Consider the following 15,892-nt stretch of genomic DNA (forward strand, 5'->3'; position numbering starts at 1 on the left):
GCATCTGTGTACGGGATCTTTGTTTCAAAATTCCGAGGAAAAAGGATTTTCAGCATTCTAACGATTGAAAATCCAACTAAGGTCGAAGGCATTAAAGATATTTTGGATTATTCCTGTTTTAGTCGTATCTTTTCACATTTTTGTAATAAGACTGGAAGATCGTGCACAAAATTTAGACGTGCTCAAAACCAGGAGTTGAAAATGAAGAACGATAAAGAGCCGAGTTTTCGCGAAAGCGTCGATATGATGTTTAACCGTGCGGTAGCGCTGCTTGATCTTCCACCTGGCCTTGAGGAAAAGATCCGCGTTTGTAATGCGACATACACCGTACGTTTTGGCGTGCGTCTGCGCGGTAAGATTGAAACGTTTACGGGCTATCGGTCCGTGCACTCTGAACATATGGAACCTGTTAAAGGTGGTATCCGTTTCGCGATGGGCGTTAACCAAGACGAGGTTGAGGCGCTTGCGGCATTGATGACTTACAAATGCGCGCTCGTGGAAGCACCATTCGGTGGATCTAAGGGCGGCCTTCGAATTGATCCACGTTTGTACGATGAACACGAATTGGAACTGATTACCCGTCGCTTTGCGTATGAATTGATCAAGCGTGACCTGATTGATCCCGCTCAAAACGTACCAGCCCCAGACATGGGCACGGGTGAACGCGAAATGGCCTGGATCGCGGATCAATATAACCGCATGAACACATCTGACATTAACTCTAAAGCCTGCGTCACAGGTAAGCCGTTGAACGCTGGCGGTATTGCTGGGCGTGTGGAGGCAACAGGTCGCGGAGTGCAATATGCGCTACGCGAATTTTTCCGCGACGAACGCGGCTTGGCCAAGGCTGGCCTGACAGGCAAGCTGGACGGTAAACGCGTGATTGTGCAGGGGCTAGGCAACGTAGGCTATCATGCTGCGAAATTCCTGAGCGAAGAAGACGGCAGCAAGATCACGGGTATTATCGAGCACGATGGTGGTCTTGTTGATGAGAATGGTTTGAATGTCGAAGCCGTGCGCGCGTGGATCATCGAAAATGGTGGCGTGACGGGATACCCTGATGCGACTTACGTCGAGAAGGGTGCTGCGGTAATAGAGAATGAGTGCGACATTCTGGTTCCGGCGGCGCTAGAGGGCGTGATTAACCTGTCCAACGCGGATCGTATTAAAGCACCACTTATTATTGAGGCGGCGAATGGCCCAGTAACCGCAGGCGCAGATGATATCATGCGTAAAAAGGGGATCGTGATTATCCCTGACATGTATGCCAACGCAGGCGGTGTGACGGTTAGCTACTTTGAATGGGTGAAAAACCTAAGCCACATTCGTTTTGGCCGTATGCAACGACGCCAAGAAGAAGGGCGTCACCAGCTGGTCGTGGACGAGCTTGAGCGCCTAAGTTCAGACAAAGGGCTTGGCTGGCAGTTGTCGCCTGGCTTCAAAGAGAAGTACCTGCGCGGTGCGGATGAATTGGAATTGGTCCGCTCTGGTCTGGATGACACGATGCGGATTTCTTATCAAACCATGCGCGACGTTTGGCATGAGCGCGATGATGTAGAAGACCTGCGTACTGCAGCCTACATCGTTGCGATTAGTAAGGTTGCGGCCAGTTACCGTGCAAAAGGCCTTTAGGTTTAGCACAAGTTCCTCGCGAAACTTGCGGGGATAGTCGAAAAAAGACACGCAATGTCGCTCTGGCGTTGCGTGTCCGTCTTAAACCCGCTTAATTCTGAACTGAATAGTTGGGGAGGGATGCATGCGGTTTTCAGGACTTCGCATTCTCAAAGAAGGTTTGACAGGCAATAAGGGGTGGAGAGCGCATTGGCGCGATCCTGAGCCCAAGGCCGAATACGATGCAATCATCATTGGTGGTGGTGGGCATGGTCTGTCTACCGCGTACTATCTAGCCAAGAACCACGGTATGACGAACATTGCGGTTCTGGAGAAGGGCTACATTGGCGGCGGTAACGTTGGGCGCAATACGACGATTGTGCGCGCCAACTATTTCCTGAACGGAAACTCTGAATTTTATAGTCATTCGCTCAAGCTCTGGGAAGGGTTAGAGGAAGACCTGAACTACAACGTCATGCATTCGCAGCGGGGTTTGATAAACCTGTTTCACTCAGACGGTCAGCGCGATGCGTTTGTGCGCCGTGGCAATGCGATGGTGAACCAAGGCGATGATGCAATCCTGCTGGATCGCGAAGGTGTGCGTAAACATCTACCCTACCTTGATTTCGATAACGTTCGTTTTCCGATTTACGGTGGCTTGCTGCATCCACGTGGGGGAACCGCGCGTCACGATGCGGTTGCTTGGGGCTTTGCGCGCGGTGCGGATATGCGCGGTGTTGATATTATCCAGAACTGTGAAGTCACTGGTATTGATATTGAGAATGGTGCTGTCACAGGCGTTCAAACGTCGCGCGGGGCGATCAAGACCAAGAAGATTGGTATGACAGTTGCGGGCCGTTCCGGACAAGTGGCTGCGATGGCAGGGATGCGTCTGCCGATTGAAAGCCATGTGTTGCAGGCCTTTGTCACTGAGGGACTAAAACCTGTGATTGATCACGTGATCAGCTTTGGCATGGGGCATTTCTATATCAGTCAGTCTGATAAGGGTGGTTTAGTGTTTGGGGGCGATCTGGATTTCTACGCCTCCTACGCACAGCGCGGTAACCTGCCTATGAAAGAACACGTTATGGAAGCCGGCATGACGTTGATGCCGATGATTGGCGAAGCCAAAGTGCTGCGATCCTGGGGAGGCATTATGGATATGACGCCCGATGGCAGTCCGATCATTGATAAGAGCCATATCGACGGGCTTTTCTTGAATTGCGGCTGGTGTTACGGTGGCTTCAAGGCTGTGCCGGGATCGGGTTCCGTCTTTTCGCACCTTATGGCGACAGGCACGCATCACTCGGAAGCGACAGGCTTTCGTTTGGATCGCTTTCGCACGGGTGTGGGCATTATTGATGAAGAGGGCACTGGCTCTCAACATAACTTACACTAGGAGGCTTGAGAGTATGGGAGCCTCCGGCGGAAGTTTATTTGGAAAGATGAAGGGCGCGTGCGCTCTGAGGGGGACGATATGCGTCTGAAATGTCCTGTGTGTGGTGAGCGTGATCTCCGCGAGTTTTTTTATGTTGGGGATGCGGTTGCGTTGGATCGCCCTGACGCGGACGCGGGTATGGATGCGTGGGATAGTTATGTGCATCTGCGTGACAATCCAGCTGGCGTGACCCGTGATTTATGGCAGCATGAAGCGGGGTGCGCCGCGTGGATCGTTGTAACGCGCAATACGGTGACGCATGAGGTGAAAGAGACGGCATTGGCTGGCGATGTGAAGAGGGCGCGCGGATGAGAGTTTCTGGTAAAGGGCTGATTGATCGCTCGACACCTGTACGGTTCACTTTTGATGGGACGTCCTATTCCGGGTTTATGGGGGATACGGTTGCCTCTGCATTGCTGGCTAATGATGTGCGCCTTATGGGACGATCGTTTAAGTATCATCGCCCACGGGGTCCTTTGACGGCAGGCAGCGAAGAGCCCAACGCGCTGGTCACTGTGAAGCGTGGCACAGATGCAGAACCAAATGTGCGTGCAACGGTTCAAGAGATTTATGAGGGTTTGGAAGTGCGTTCGCAGAATGCGTGGCCCTCATTGGCGTTTGATGCGCTGGGCGTGAATGATTTTGCCGCACCTTTCCTGAGTGCAGGTTTCTACTACAAAACCTTCATGTGGCCGCGCGCGTTCTGGGAGCGTGTGTATGAGCCGATCATTCGCCGGGCTGCGGGTCTTGGTGGCCTAAGCGGGACAGCGAATGATGCGGAGTATGAGAAGGCCCACGCGTTTTGTGATGTCTTAGTTATCGGCGCTGGGCCAACGGGGCTGATGGCGGCGCTTGAAGCAGGTCGCGCCGGGGCGGATGTTATTCTGGCGGATGAAGATGCGCGGGCTGGTGGTCGTTTGCTAAGTGAGACGCATTTGGTGAATGGTCAAAGCGGTGTTGATTGGGCCGCTGGTGTGATCGCCGAGTTGGAGAGTATGGATAACGTGCGTATCATGACGCGCACGACCGTGACGGGTGCGTATGACCAAGGCACCTATGGCGCGCTAGAGCGTGTAAGCGGGCATGTGGCTGCCAAACGTGGAACACCGCGTGCGTGCTTCTGGCGGATTGTCAGTAAGCGCAGCATTTTGGCGGCGGGAGCATTAGAGCGTCCCGTTGCGTTTCAGAACAATGATCGTCCGGGGATTATGACGGCAGGGGCTGTGAGGTCCTATGTGAACAAATGGGGCGTTGTTCCGGGGCGTGATGTTGTTGTGTTTGGCAATAATGATGATGCGCATCGAACCGCGCAGGACTTGCACGCTGCTGGAGTTCATATTGCAGCGCTTGTGGATAGTCGCTCTGATGCGCATGTGACAGGGGATTTTCCGATCTTCACGGGTGCACAGATTTGCGGAAGCGGAGGGCGGCTTGGGCTGGCCTCGGTCACTATTCGTACGCAAATTGGCACTGAGAAGATTGCAACGGAATGTCTTGCCATGTCGGGAGGGTGGAACCCGTCCGTGCATTTGACGTGCCACATGAACGGACGCCCTGTTTGGCGTGACGATATCGCAAGTTTTGTCCCGCGCGCGGATATGATCCCGGGTATGGTGACGGCTGGGGCCTGTAATGGTGTCTTCTCGACCCATGGGGCACTGGTTGAGGGGCAACGCGCGGCTAAAGAGACGCTAGAGGCGCTGGGCATGAAGATGAGTGCCGCGGGTATTCCCGAGACTGAAGATGCGCCCTACACCATGAGCCCGCTTTGGGCTGTTGGCGGAACCGGACGCGCTTGGCTTGATTTCCAGAACGATGTGACCGTGAAGGATATCAAGCAAGCCGCCAAAGAGAACTTTCGCTCTGTAGAGCATATGAAGCGGTATACCACGCAAGGGATGGCGACGGATCAGGGGAAGAATTCGAACGTGGGGGCGTTGGCGATTTTGGCTGATGTCACGGGACGTGGGATACCTGAGACGGGAACGACGACGTTTCGCCCACCTTACACGCCTGTGCCGATTGCGGCGATGGGGGCGGGTGCGCAAGGTAAGGGTTTTGCGCCTGAGCGTCTGACGACGTCGCATGAGGGTACGCTAAAGCGGAATGCGCCGATGATTGAAGCGGGCATGTGGTATCGCCCTAGCTATTTCCCGAAGGACGCCGAAACGACTTGGCGACAGTCTTGCGATCGTGAAGTGAACATGCTCCGAGAAAGCGTTGGCGTATGTGATGTCAGCACGCTGGGTAAGATCGACATACAGGGGCCGGATGCCGCCGCGTTTCTGGATTTCGTTTATACGAATACCTTTAGCACGTTAAAGGCAGGGCGCGTGCGTTATGGGCTAATGTTGCGTGAAGACGGGACTGTCATGGATGACGGCACCACGGCGCGCCTTAGCGAGACGCACTACGTTATGACGACGACGACGGCGGCTGCGGGATCCGTGATGCGCCACCTTGAGTTCGTACATCAATGTTTGCGACCCGAACTGGATGTGTCGATGATCTCTGTGACAGAGCAATGGGCACAGTTTGCTGTTGCGGGGCCGAAGGCGCGTGATGTGTTGAACGCTGTGCTAGCGCATCAAATAGACAACGACAGCTTTCCGTTTATGGCGTGTGGACCTGTAAAGGTTGGAGACGTGGATGCGCGTTTGTTCAGGATCTCGTTCTCTGGCGAACATGCGTATGAAATTGCTGTGCCGGCGCGGTATGGGGCATCTATGTTTGAAACACTGATTGAACAGGCCCTCGCGCTGGGCGGTGGCCCTTACGGGATGGAAGCACTGAATGTTCTGCGGATCGAGAAGGGCTTTATCACGCACGCTGAAATTCATGGGCGTGTGACCGCCTTTGATATCGGGATGGAACGTATGATTTCTGCCAAGAAGGATTGCATCGGTCAAACCATGGCCGCGCGTGAAGGGCTCGTTGGTGAGGATCGTGAACAGCTGGTAGGTTTGAAACCCATTGGGGCGGTCAAGCAACTGATGGCGGGGGCGCATTTGTTTGATCCTGAGAGCCCTGCGACGCGTGAACACTCTGAGGGCTATGTGACCTCTGTCGGGTTTTCGCCGACCGAGGCCAGCTTTCTTGGTTTGGGATTCCTGAAAGGGGGGCGTGCGCGCCATGGGCAAACTGTAAAGCTGGTGGATCATATGCGCGGGATCGAAACGCTGTGCGAAGTGTGCCATCCGGTGTTCCATGATCCAGAGGGGGGTAAGACACGTGGTTGATCTTATTGCGACAACGCCTGCTGGGGCGATGAAACCATATGTAAGCGGCGTGGCGACGTTGTCAGAAATTGCGCTGGGCAAGGCAACGTCCATCGCGCCCTTTAAGGGGCAAGGCGCCGCGGTTGAAACCGCTTTGGGTATAAAGCTGCCCAAGGTTGGAAAATCCACGTCCCGCGCTGGGCAAGGGGTGGTTTGGTTCAGCCAAGGTCAATTCCTTGCGCTTGGGTTTGATGTGCCTGCGGGTGTCCATGGTTTGGCGGCACTTACGGATCAATCGGATGCGTGGTGCGCGCTAGACCTGACGGGCGAGGGTGCAGAGGACGTGCTTGCGCGCTTGGTGCCTGTGGATCTTCGGATAACAACGTTCAAAGCGGGCCATGCTTTGCGCAGTCAATTGGGGCATATGCCGCTTCATATAACGCGGCTAAAAAGTGGCGGGTTTCGATTGCTGTCGTTCCGTTCGATGGCAGGGACAACGGTGCACGAAATTCAGCGCGCGATGGATCATCTTGCGGGGCGAGGGTGACACTTGTACAATGCTGCATTAAATAAATCAGTAACGATTTATTGGAGCTGCCCTATGATCCCTTTGACCCATTTAACCGTTCTTGCCACATGTGGCGCACTTATTGCTATGCCTGCGTTTGCAAATGCAAAGCTGGACGAAATTTGTGAAGCCTTTGGCGATGCGAGCGTGCAGATTGCCCTCCTGCGCGCGGACGGAGTGTCCGAGATGGACGCGCAGCTGGCGTTTGCCAAGGACAATGAAAAAAGTCCGCTGCTGGCGATGCAATTGGTTCCATACGTGAGCAGCTATATATATGGGCTTACAAAAGAGCAGCTGCTTGAAGACGTGAAAACCCCCTTTGTTGAGCAATGTAACGCGGCCAACGGCTAGCTGGACTCTCCCAGTTCCAACACGGATACTAATTGAATGAGCTTACCCCCTGGTTTCTTGGATGAATTGCGCACGCGCCTCAGCCTGTCTGACGTGGTTGGGCGTAAGGTTATGTGGGATGCGCGCAAGTCCAACCCTGGCAAGGGCGATATGTGGGCACCTTGCCCGTTTCACCAAGAAAAATCAGCGTCTTTTCATGTAGATGACCGCAAAGGGTTTTATTATTGCTTTGGATGTCAGTCCAAAGGGGACGCGATTTCTTTTGTGCGCGAGACAGAGAATGTCGGCTTCATGGAGGCCATTGAAATTCTGGCGGGCGAGGCCGGTTTAGAAGTTCCAAAGCAGGATCCGCGCGCACAGGAAAAAGCGGATGAGCGCACAGAGCTTGCGCAAGTGATGGAGCACGCGGTGCAGTTCTTCCGTTTGCAATTGCGCTCAGGCGGGGCGTCTTCGGCGCGGGAGTATCTTGATGGGCGTGGGCTGAGCGAGGCCGCGCTAGAGCGGTTTGAAATCGGATTTGCGCCAGACGCGTGGCAAGGAATTTGGGACCATCTGACGGGCAAAGGTGTGTCGCCTGAGAACATTCTTGCAGCAGGTCTTGGTAAGCCCTCTAGCAAAGGCGGCAAGCCCTACGATACCTTCCGCAACCGCATTATGTTCCCTATCCGCGATGCACGTGGGCGCTGCACGGCGTTTGGTGGGCGTGCGATGGATCCGAATGATAATGCGAAGTATCTTAACTCTCCCGAAACGCTTTTGTTCGATAAGGGCCGCAGCCTTTATAACCACGGACCTGCACGCGAGGCCGCTGGCAAAGGCGCGCCGCTGATCATTGCAGAAGGGTATATGGACGTTATTGCGCTGGCTGAGGGGGGCTTTGGGGCGTGTGTCGCGCCGCTTGGGACCGCGATTACGGAAAATCAGTTGCATCTGTTGTGGCGCATCTCTGATGAGCCGATCATTGCGCTGGACGGCGACAAAGCGGGGCTGCGTGCGGCGCAGCGTTTGATTGATCTTTCTTTGCCTTTGCTTGAGGCGGGTAAGAGCCTGCGATTCGCACTGATGCCCGACGGGAAAGATCCCGATGATCTAATCCGCGGCGAAGGACCGGAAGCCGTGCAAACAGTGATCGATGCGGCAATGCCGATGGTGCAATTGCTATGGGACAAAGAAATTGAAGGCAAGGTCTTTGATAGTCCTGAACGCAAAGCCTCTCTTGATAAAACTCTGCGCGAAAAGATCATGTTGATCCGCGATCCGTCGATTCGTTCGCATTATGGCCAAGCAATCAAAGACATGCGCTGGCAGTTGTTCCGTTCGGGTTCCTCTGGCGGAGGTGGGGGCGGTGCGAAGAAGCCATGGAAAAAGGGTGATTGGCGCAAAGAGGTCCTTTTGGGGGCAACGGCTGGCAGCAAAGCATCTCTGCTTGCGGGTGCGGGCGAAGATACGCAACGCCAAATGCGCGAGGCGGTTATTCTTGCCAGTCTGATTTGCACGCCCGAAGTCGTTGCGGAATTCGAAGGCCAGCTTGAGCAGATGGCTTTTACCACACAGGAACATAGCGGCCTACGCGATTTGATTCTGGCACATGCATCCAGCGGCACATCGGTGTTGCGCGAAAATATAGTGAACGCGCGGGGGGCTGATAGCCTTGAAAACCTGCTGAGTGCGGGCCATGTGGCTATAATACCGTGCATCCGAAATCCCGGTGACTTGGAAATGGCTCTCATGACCATCTCTGAAGAATTGGCGAAACTGGATGCAGAGCAGGGTTTAAGTGTGGAAGTGGCTGAAGCGGCAGAAGACCTCGTGGGGCTCGCCGATGAAAGCGTCACTTGGCGGTTAGGGCAGGCAGCGCAAGCGCGCAATCTAGCGATGCGCAGTGAGTATGAAGATAAGGCCGAATATGATACGGCACCGAACGGTGCGCGAATCAGTCGTGACGAGAAAAGTGCATTTGATGCGCTGTTAAACAAACTGAACGTTACCAAAGAGCCATGAATTGGCATTTTGGTGAGGAATAGGTAAAGAAATCAGGGTAAACGGGTTTTCGAATCACCTCAGTCAGATATGATTCGGTAAAACGAATCACTTTGTCGCTCGAGGGTCGAATCAGACTCAGTACCGATAACTAGGGTTAATCCCCGCACAGGAGCATCTGCATGGCCGCCAAAGATACTGACGACCGCAAACCTGAAGATCAGGAAACGGCACACTCGCTCGACATGAGCCAAACCGCTGTTAAGAAGATGATCGCCGACGCGCGTGAACGGGGCTACATTACGTATGACCAGCTGAACGCTGTTCTTCCGCCCGATCAGGTCAGCTCGGATCAGATCGAAGACGTGATGTCGATGCTGTCCGAAATGGGCATCCAAGTTACGGAAGACGACGAAGAAGAAGACAAAGGTGCGACAGATCTTGTTGCCGCGGGCACGAACAAAGACGTCACACTGGCCGCCAGCACGACTGAAAAGCTGGATCGTACGGATGATCCCGTGCGCATGTATTTGCGTGAAATGGGGTCTGTAGAATTGCTGTCGCGCGAAGGCGAGATAGCGATTGCCAAGCGTATCGAGGCCGGCCGCAACACGATGATCGCTGGGCTGTGCGAAAGCCCGCTGACGTTCCAAGCGATCACAATCTGGCGCGACGAACTTTTGTCCGAAGACATTTTGCTGCGCGACGTGATCGATCTGGAAGCCACGTTTGGCGATCAGATGGGTGAAGAAGAAACAACGCCTGTTGTTCCCGTGGCTGCAAACTCTGCGGCAGCGCCCAAGGTTGAAGGCGCGGCTGAATTGGATGCCGACGGCAATCCGATCAACAATGACGACGATGATGATGAAGATGAACAGGCGAACATGTCGCTTGCAGCGATGGAGGCTGCGCTAAAACCGCAGGTTCTTGAGTCTTTGGATGTTATCGCTGGTTTGTACGAAAAACTTGCCCAAATGCAGGACAGCCGAATTTCAGCGACGCTGAATGAAGATGACAGTTTCTCTGACAGGCAAGAAGCGAATTACCAAAAGTTGCGTTCCGAGATCGTCGTGTTGGTGAACGAAATGCACTTGCATAACAACCGTATCGAAGCGTTGATCGACCAGCTTTACGGCATTAACCGCCGTGTGATGAGCATCGATAGTTCGATTGTGAAGCTTGCTGACCAAGCCCGCATCAACCGTCGTGAATTTGTCGAAGCGTATCGTGGCCGTGAGCTTGATCCGAATTGGCTTGAAGAAATGGGTGGCAAGACAGGTCGCGGCTGGCAGATGTTTATTGAGCGCTCCACTGACAAAGTCGAAGAGCTTCGTGGCGACATGGCCCAAGTGGGTCAGTATGTTGGTCTGGATGTTTCTGAATTCCGCCGCATCGTGCAGCAAGTTCAGAAGGGCGAAAAAGAAGCCCGTCAGGCCAAGAAAGAAATGGTCGAAGCAAACCTGCGTTTGGTTATTTCGATTGCGAAGAAATACACGAACCGTGGCCTGCAATTCCTTGATCTTATTCAGGAAGGCAACATCGGCTTGATGAAGGCGGTTGATAAGTTTGAGTATCGTCGCGGTTATAAATTCTCAACTTATGCAACGTGGTGGATCCGTCAGGCGATCACACGTTCGATTGCTGACCAAGCCCGCACAATTCGTATTCCGGTGCACATGATCGAGACGATCAACAAGTTGGTCCGTACAGGTCGTCAGATGTTGCACGAGATTGGTCGTGAACCAACGCCAGAGGAATTGGCGGCCAAGCTGCAAATGCCACTGGAAAAAGTGCGCAAGGTTATGAAAATCGCGAAAGAGCCAATTTCTTTGGAGACACCAATTGGTGACGAAGAAGATAGCCAACTTGGTGATTTCATTGAGGATAAGAATGCCGTGCTGCCCTTGGACAGTGCCATTCAGGAAAACCTCAAGGAGACGACAACGCGGGTTCTATCGTCGCTCACGCCACGTGAAGAGCGTGTTCTACGGATGCGTTTTGGTATTGGCATGAACACGGACCACACTTTGGAAGAGGTGGGTCAGCAGTTCAGCGTGACGCGCGAACGTATTCGTCAGATTGAAGCGAAAGCGCTACGTAAACTCAAGCATCCAAGCCGTTCGCGCAAGTTGCGCAGCTTCTTGGATCAGTAACCCAAAGGTAGGCTGAACATGTCGCTTCTTTCACGACTTTTCGGTTCCAAGAAAAGCGAAAGCTCGGTTGATGCTTCAATCGAGTATCAGGGCTTTCGCATCACGCCTGCACCCATGAAAGAAAGCCAAGGCTTTCGTCTATGTGCAGTGATCGAAAAAGAGGTGGATGGTGAGTTGAAATCCCATCGCCTCATCCGCGCGGACACCATTGCGAACCTTGATCAATGTACTGAAGCATCTATTGATAAAGCCAAACAGATGATTGATCAGTTGGGTGACAGGCTATTCTAAAACCCGGGCGCATCTTTGCCGTTCTGCTTGGAACTGCGCTTGCAACCAGCGTTCAAGCGGCCTGCATCGGTCCCGGAACTGCGCTTTTTACCTGCACGTTCAAGAGTGGCGAAAAGCAGGTGAATGTCTGTCTTCAAGACAATGTCGTGCTCTACTCATTCGGCTCAATTGGGCGCGCGCCTGAATTACTGCTAGGTCGCGATGTGACGCGCGTTTCTCTTACGCCTTGGAATGGTGTCGGGCGCTCGATCTGGGAAGAAATATCGGTATCCAGCGGCGATTTTAATTACAATTTGTCCTACGCCATTGATCGTGCGCCCGACGGCGTGCGACCTACAGGTCAGTTGATTGTGGCGCGCGGCGACAGCGAATTGGCTAATCTTCAATGTGACACAGGCAGTGTCGACATCCATGATTTCTACCCGCTCTCTGAGGCAAAAGAAGCTTCTGGTCAGCGTTTTTGTAGAGATATGCAACGCTGGGGTAAGGGCTGTTAGGTCGGCTTTTGAGCACAGAATTGGGCTGAAAGCGTTGAGTGACGTTCTGTAACTCTGAGTCTTGCGCGCCACACTAGATGCAGCGCCCCTATTTACACTCTACCCAAATCCTAGCGGCTATCCTATAAAGCCTGTGGATAAGTGGGAGTAACCCACAGCCAGAGGCAGAGAAGTAGTATAAGGGGGACGGCTATGCGCTGCCCATTTTGCGGAAATATCGATACTCAGGTCAAGGATTCACGTCCCGCCGAGGATCATGTATCCATCAGACGTAGGCGTTTTTGCCCGGCCTGTGGTGGACGATTTACAACGTATGAACGCGTGCAGTTGCGCGATTTAGTGGTTATCAAATCAAATGGTCGTCGTGAAGATTTTGATCGTGACAAGCTGGAACGCTCTATTCGTATTGCACTTCAGAAACGTCCGGTCGAGCCAGAACGCATGGATCAAATGATTTCGGGTATTGTCAGACGTCTTGAAAGTATGGGCGAAACGGACATCGGGTCTAAACAGATCGGTGAGATCGTGATGGAGGCTTTGGCCCGCATTGATACGGTCGCATATGTTCGGTTTGCGAGTGTTTACAAGAACTTCCAGCAGGCAGATGATTTCGATAAATTTGTTTCTGAGTTACGTCCAAACGTAACACCGGAAGAGTGAACAAGAGCGATCTTCGCTTTATGAAAATGGCTCTGTCGCTTGCGCGGCGGGGCCATGGTCGTGTTTGGCCCAACCCTGCGGTGGGCTGTGTGATTGTAAACGATGGTCGCATTGTTGGGCGCGGCTGGACCCAAGAAGGTGGTCGCCCGCACGCCGAAACCGTTGCTTTGGCACAAGCCGGATTGGCGGCAAAAGGTGCGACAGCTTATGTGACGTTGGAACCCTGTGCGCATCATGGGCAAACGCCGCCTTGTAGTGCGGCACTGATTGACGCGGGCATTTTGCGTGTTGTTGCGGCGATGGAAGACAGCGATCCGCGTGTGTCGGGACGCGGCTTTGAGCAACTTCGCGACGCTGGAATTATCGTTGAAACGGGTCTTTGCGCGCAAGAGGCAGCGCAAGATAACGTTGGCTTTTTCCAACGTACTGAAATTGGGCGTCCTTTTGTGACGCTGAAACTTGCTCTTAGCCTTGATGGTCAGATCGCAACGCGCACGGGTGACAGTCAGTGGATCACTGGCCCAAACGCGCGTCGCGCGGTGCATACATTGCGTGCCTCTCATGATGCTGTGCTGATCGGTGCGGGAACGGCGCGGGTCGATGATCCGTCGCTCACTGTGCGTGGCTTGGGCATTGCGCATCAGCCTGTGCGTATCGTCGCGACGCAAAGTCTGAGCATTCCACTAGACCGCACTTTGGCCAAAACAGCGCACGTCGTTCCTGTTTGGCTTTGCCACGGATCATCTGCAAGCGAAAATCGCCGTGTGGCTTGGCGTGCAACTGGTGCAGAGTTGATTGCGTGCGAAAGCGGCGATGCGGGGTTGGCCCCGTTGGCGATGCTGCGTGCCTTGGGTGCCAAAGGATTGACCAGAGTTTTCTGCGAAGGCGGGGGGCATTTGGCGGCCTCTTTGATCCGCGCAGATCTTGTGGATCGCTTGGTCATTCATACTGCTGGCGTTGTGATCGGCGCAGATGGAACTGCTGGCATCGCGTCAATGGGGCGGGATGTTCTGGCACAGGCACCGCGCTTAAAATTGGCTACACAGCGCCGTTTGGGCGCTGACGTCGAACACATTTGGGACCGCGCTTAGCGTCGCCAAAGATGGGCATGGCCCGCAAAGAACCCTTGCAGTTTTGAGAGTGCCCGATTGAAGGGGCTCGCGTTCGGCAGTGTGCCAGAAGCCAAACGTTCAATGACAACTTCGGGTGGGCAAGCGGCTTTTGTGATCGGATCAAAATACCTTGGATAGTCGATCAACGTCGCATGAACGAGGGCCTTTAGGCTGACTTGGGTGCTACGTCGGGCAGGCACTGCACCAAGATCGGTGGTCAGGTCCCAGCCTGCATAAAAAGGGGCACCGTGACACGTGACAGACTTCCCACGAACAAGGGCTTCGAACCCCAGCAAGGAGGTCATCGTCCAGACCTCATCAACCGCGTTGATCGCAGTAATTGGATCGACATTGTTCAGCACGACGTTACATAAGGTATCAAGCTCGGCCTGTTCAATTTTGCCTACACGAAGGCCTGCTTCGACGTCGGGATGAGGTTTGTAGAGGAGTATCGCGTCGGGATGCGCGTTGCGCGCGGCGCGCAGCAGCTCTAGATTTGTACTGATTGTCTTGGTTCCGCTGAGGATAGACGCGTCATTTTCGACTTGTCCCGGAACCAGAATACGGTGGCCCGTTGGCAAACTATCTAGGGCCGCTTTGCCCACATTGTACTTACTGAGTCCCGCTTGCTTTAATGCGTCAAGCATCCGCTCCGCGCGGATTTTCTGGTCAGGGCGCAACAGACGTCGCATGCGGATCAACTCTTCCAGACGGCTTGTCCGCGTTGGATCATAGTAAATCCCAAGATCATCCAAAACCAGCGAGAGCGGTGCGATAAGCTGTGCGCCAAGGCCGTTAGAGCGGATGAACCCATCTTCGACACGTACGGTTTGGTTGCTGACTTGCGCGTCTTTCGCGCTGGCCCAAACCATGTGTCGCCGACCTTCGTGCATGGTTGCCGCGAGCTTTGATTGATCATCCTCATAGCGCAACGCGTGGGTTTGCCCGAATATCTGGTGAAAGGGTTTGCGTTTCCAAAGGCGAATACCGTTCGCGACCCAGCCCGTGTGATCCTCACGCCACGCGCGCGAATGGGCTTCTAAGGTGTCAATTGCAGTTTCAAGATCGCAGAGACAGTTGCGATAGGGGTCGTACCATTTTGGGTAAAGGATCATCGCGCCTGCGAACAATTGCGCGCGGCTAAGTTGGCGTTGTCGGCGTTGCACAGGGCGTTCATCTTGGGTCAGGCCCCAGCCGATATAGAAGGGCTGACCGAAGACACGTGGTTTGTGGCCTGCAAAAATGGCTTCAAATCCCAGTTGGGACGAGACGGTGTAGACGGCGGCTGCACCCTCAAGCAGGGTCCAAGGCGACACGGACGCTGCGAAAAAGCGCACGTTTTGATTGACGTCGGTTGGTTTAAAATATCCCTGGCGATGGCCCGCAAGCGTATCTGGATGAGTTTTAATCAGAACCCGCTTCCCAGGGTGTTCTTCTTGCGCAAACACCAACATTTCAAGAAATGTAGAACGATCAGCGCCACTTTTGACAACCGAGGCATCGTTAAGCGTTTGATCTAGAAGTAAAACGTAGCCCGGGTCAGGGCAGGGCGTGGTTGGATCAAACCCTGTATATTTTGTCAGATGCGCTTCGTGTAGCCGTGCGATGCACGTGCGCGCGCGGTTCATCAAATTGGTATTGTCGAGCGGATCATGTGTTAAAATCTCTTCTAGATCAGAGATCTGTGCGGGATCGTAGTGCATGCCTTTTGAGTCAATGGTCAGTCCAAGTGGCGGCGATCCACTTCGCCCGGGTAAGACAGAGCGCAGAAATGAGTCTTCAATGCGGATGATTGGAGCAGAGTGCTTTTCGGCAATCGCTTCACCGCGATGTGCGGTTGGGCTGTGGCCCCAAATGCCGACGGCATCACTCTCGCGGGGAAGACCAAGTTTTAGATCGTATCCTGCCAGCGAAAGAATGTGCCGAATGCGGCGATCTTTAAAAAAACCACCATTGTAGATAAAAAGCCGCCGGCGCTGATCTGCGCCGACGGCTGAATTTAAAGACTTTGCC

13 protein-coding genes are annotated in these 15,892 nt (G+C 53.8%); 12 read left to right on the forward strand and 1 reads right to left on the reverse strand.

What is annotated here, in order from left to right:
- Positions 1-201: 201 nt before the first annotated feature.
- The 12 genes from QZ279_RS13740 to ribD all read left to right on the forward strand — a co-directional run bounded on the left by QZ279_RS13740 (position 202) and on the right by ribD (position 13,858).
- A complete protein-coding gene (locus QZ279_RS13740; protein WP_293451824.1) occupies positions 202-1,632 on the forward strand; it encodes a Glu/Leu/Phe/Val dehydrogenase in 1,431 nt (476 codons plus the stop codon).
- A 124-nt stretch (positions 1,633-1,756) separates the two neighbouring features.
- Positions 1,757-3,010: a sarcosine oxidase subunit beta family protein gene (locus QZ279_RS13745; protein ID WP_293451826.1), complete on the forward strand. Its 1,254-nt coding sequence runs from the start codon at positions 1,757-1,759 to the stop codon at positions 3,008-3,010.
- Between the two features lie 78 nt (positions 3,011-3,088).
- Positions 3,089-3,361 carry a sarcosine oxidase subunit delta gene (locus QZ279_RS13750; protein ID WP_293451828.1) on the forward strand — a complete coding sequence of 91 codons (273 nt, stop codon included), beginning with the start codon at positions 3,089-3,091 and terminating at the stop codon, positions 3,359-3,361.
- Positions 3,358-6,288: a sarcosine oxidase subunit alpha family protein gene (locus tag QZ279_RS13755; protein WP_293451830.1), complete on the forward strand. Its 2,931-nt coding sequence runs from the start codon at positions 3,358-3,360 to the stop codon at positions 6,286-6,288. The genes QZ279_RS13750 and QZ279_RS13755 overlap by 4 nt, the downstream gene beginning before the upstream one ends.
- Entirely contained in the window at positions 6,281-6,814 is a 534-nt protein-coding gene (locus QZ279_RS13760; protein WP_293451832.1) for a sarcosine oxidase subunit gamma, read from the forward strand. Before QZ279_RS13755 ends, QZ279_RS13760 begins: the two co-directional genes overlap by 8 nt.
- Positions 6,815-6,868: 54 nt before the next feature.
- Entirely contained in the window at positions 6,869-7,186 is a 318-nt protein-coding gene (locus tag QZ279_RS13765; RefSeq protein ID WP_293451834.1) for a hypothetical protein, read from the forward strand.
- Between the two features lie 36 nt (positions 7,187-7,222).
- On the forward strand, positions 7,223-9,187 hold the full coding sequence (gene dnaG / locus QZ279_RS13770) for a DNA primase (RefSeq protein ID WP_293451836.1): 1,965 nt from the start codon (positions 7,223-7,225) through the stop codon (positions 9,185-9,187).
- Positions 9,188-9,348: 161 nt separating this feature from the next.
- Entirely contained in the window at positions 9,349-11,319 is a 1,971-nt protein-coding gene (gene rpoD, locus QZ279_RS13775) for an RNA polymerase sigma factor RpoD (protein ID WP_293451838.1), read from the forward strand.
- 18 nt (positions 11,320-11,337) lie between these two features.
- Positions 11,338-11,610: an HlyU family transcriptional regulator gene (locus QZ279_RS13780; RefSeq protein ID WP_293451840.1), complete on the forward strand. Its 273-nt coding sequence runs from the start codon at positions 11,338-11,340 to the stop codon at positions 11,608-11,610.
- Positions 11,611-11,729: 119 nt separating this feature from the next.
- On the forward strand, positions 11,730-12,107 hold the full coding sequence (locus tag QZ279_RS13785; protein ID WP_293451842.1) for a hypothetical protein: 378 nt from the start codon (positions 11,730-11,732) through the stop codon (positions 12,105-12,107).
- Between the two features lie 192 nt (positions 12,108-12,299).
- Positions 12,300-12,767 carry a transcriptional regulator NrdR gene (gene nrdR / locus QZ279_RS13790; RefSeq protein ID WP_293451844.1) on the forward strand — a complete coding sequence of 156 codons (468 nt, stop codon included), beginning with the start codon at positions 12,300-12,302 and terminating at the stop codon, positions 12,765-12,767.
- Complete coding sequence (gene ribD, locus QZ279_RS13795; RefSeq protein WP_293451846.1) at positions 12,764-13,858, forward strand: bifunctional diaminohydroxyphosphoribosylaminopyrimidine deaminase/5-amino-6-(5-phosphoribosylamino)uracil reductase RibD; 1,095 nt, start codon at positions 12,764-12,766, stop codon at positions 13,856-13,858. The genes nrdR and ribD overlap by 4 nt, the downstream gene beginning before the upstream one ends.
- Here ribD and QZ279_RS13800 read toward each other — a convergent pair.
- Positions 13,855-15,892 (reverse strand): capsular polysaccharide biosynthesis protein (locus QZ279_RS13800; protein ID WP_293451848.1); only part of this gene is annotated, 2,038 nt, incomplete at its 5' end. The two genes, ribD and QZ279_RS13800, sit on opposite strands and share 4 nt — an antisense overlap.

Origin of the sequence: Planktotalea sp., assembly GCF_018607965.1 — a bacterium.
Taxonomy (GTDB): Bacteria; Pseudomonadota; Alphaproteobacteria; order Rhodobacterales; family Rhodobacteraceae; genus Planktotalea.

Excerpts from the sequence above, each read along its gene's own strand:
- QZ279_RS13740 (WP_293451824.1), top strand. The coding sequence starts at position 202 with ATGAAGAACGATAAAGAGCCGAGTTTTCGCGAAAGCGTCGATATGATG.
- QZ279_RS13765 (WP_293451834.1), top strand. The coding sequence starts at position 6,869 with ATGATCCCTTTGACCCATTTAACCGTTCTTGCCACATGTGGCGCACTT.
- QZ279_RS13745 (WP_293451826.1), top strand. The coding sequence starts at position 1,757 with ATGCGGTTTTCAGGACTTCGCATTCTCAAAGAAGGTTTGACAGGCAAT.
- dnaG (WP_293451836.1), top strand. The coding sequence starts at position 7,223 with ATGAGCTTACCCCCTGGTTTCTTGGATGAATTGCGCACGCGCCTCAGC.
- QZ279_RS13755 (WP_293451830.1), top strand. The coding sequence starts at position 3,358 with ATGAGAGTTTCTGGTAAAGGGCTGATTGATCGCTCGACACCTGTACGG.
- QZ279_RS13750 (WP_293451828.1), top strand. The coding sequence starts at position 3,089 with ATGCGTCTGAAATGTCCTGTGTGTGGTGAGCGTGATCTCCGCGAGTTT.
- rpoD (WP_293451838.1), top strand. The coding sequence starts at position 9,349 with ATGGCCGCCAAAGATACTGACGACCGCAAACCTGAAGATCAGGAAACG.
- QZ279_RS13780 (WP_293451840.1), top strand. The coding sequence starts at position 11,338 with ATGTCGCTTCTTTCACGACTTTTCGGTTCCAAGAAAAGCGAAAGCTCG.
- nrdR (WP_293451844.1), top strand. The coding sequence starts at position 12,300 with ATGCGCTGCCCATTTTGCGGAAATATCGATACTCAGGTCAAGGATTCA.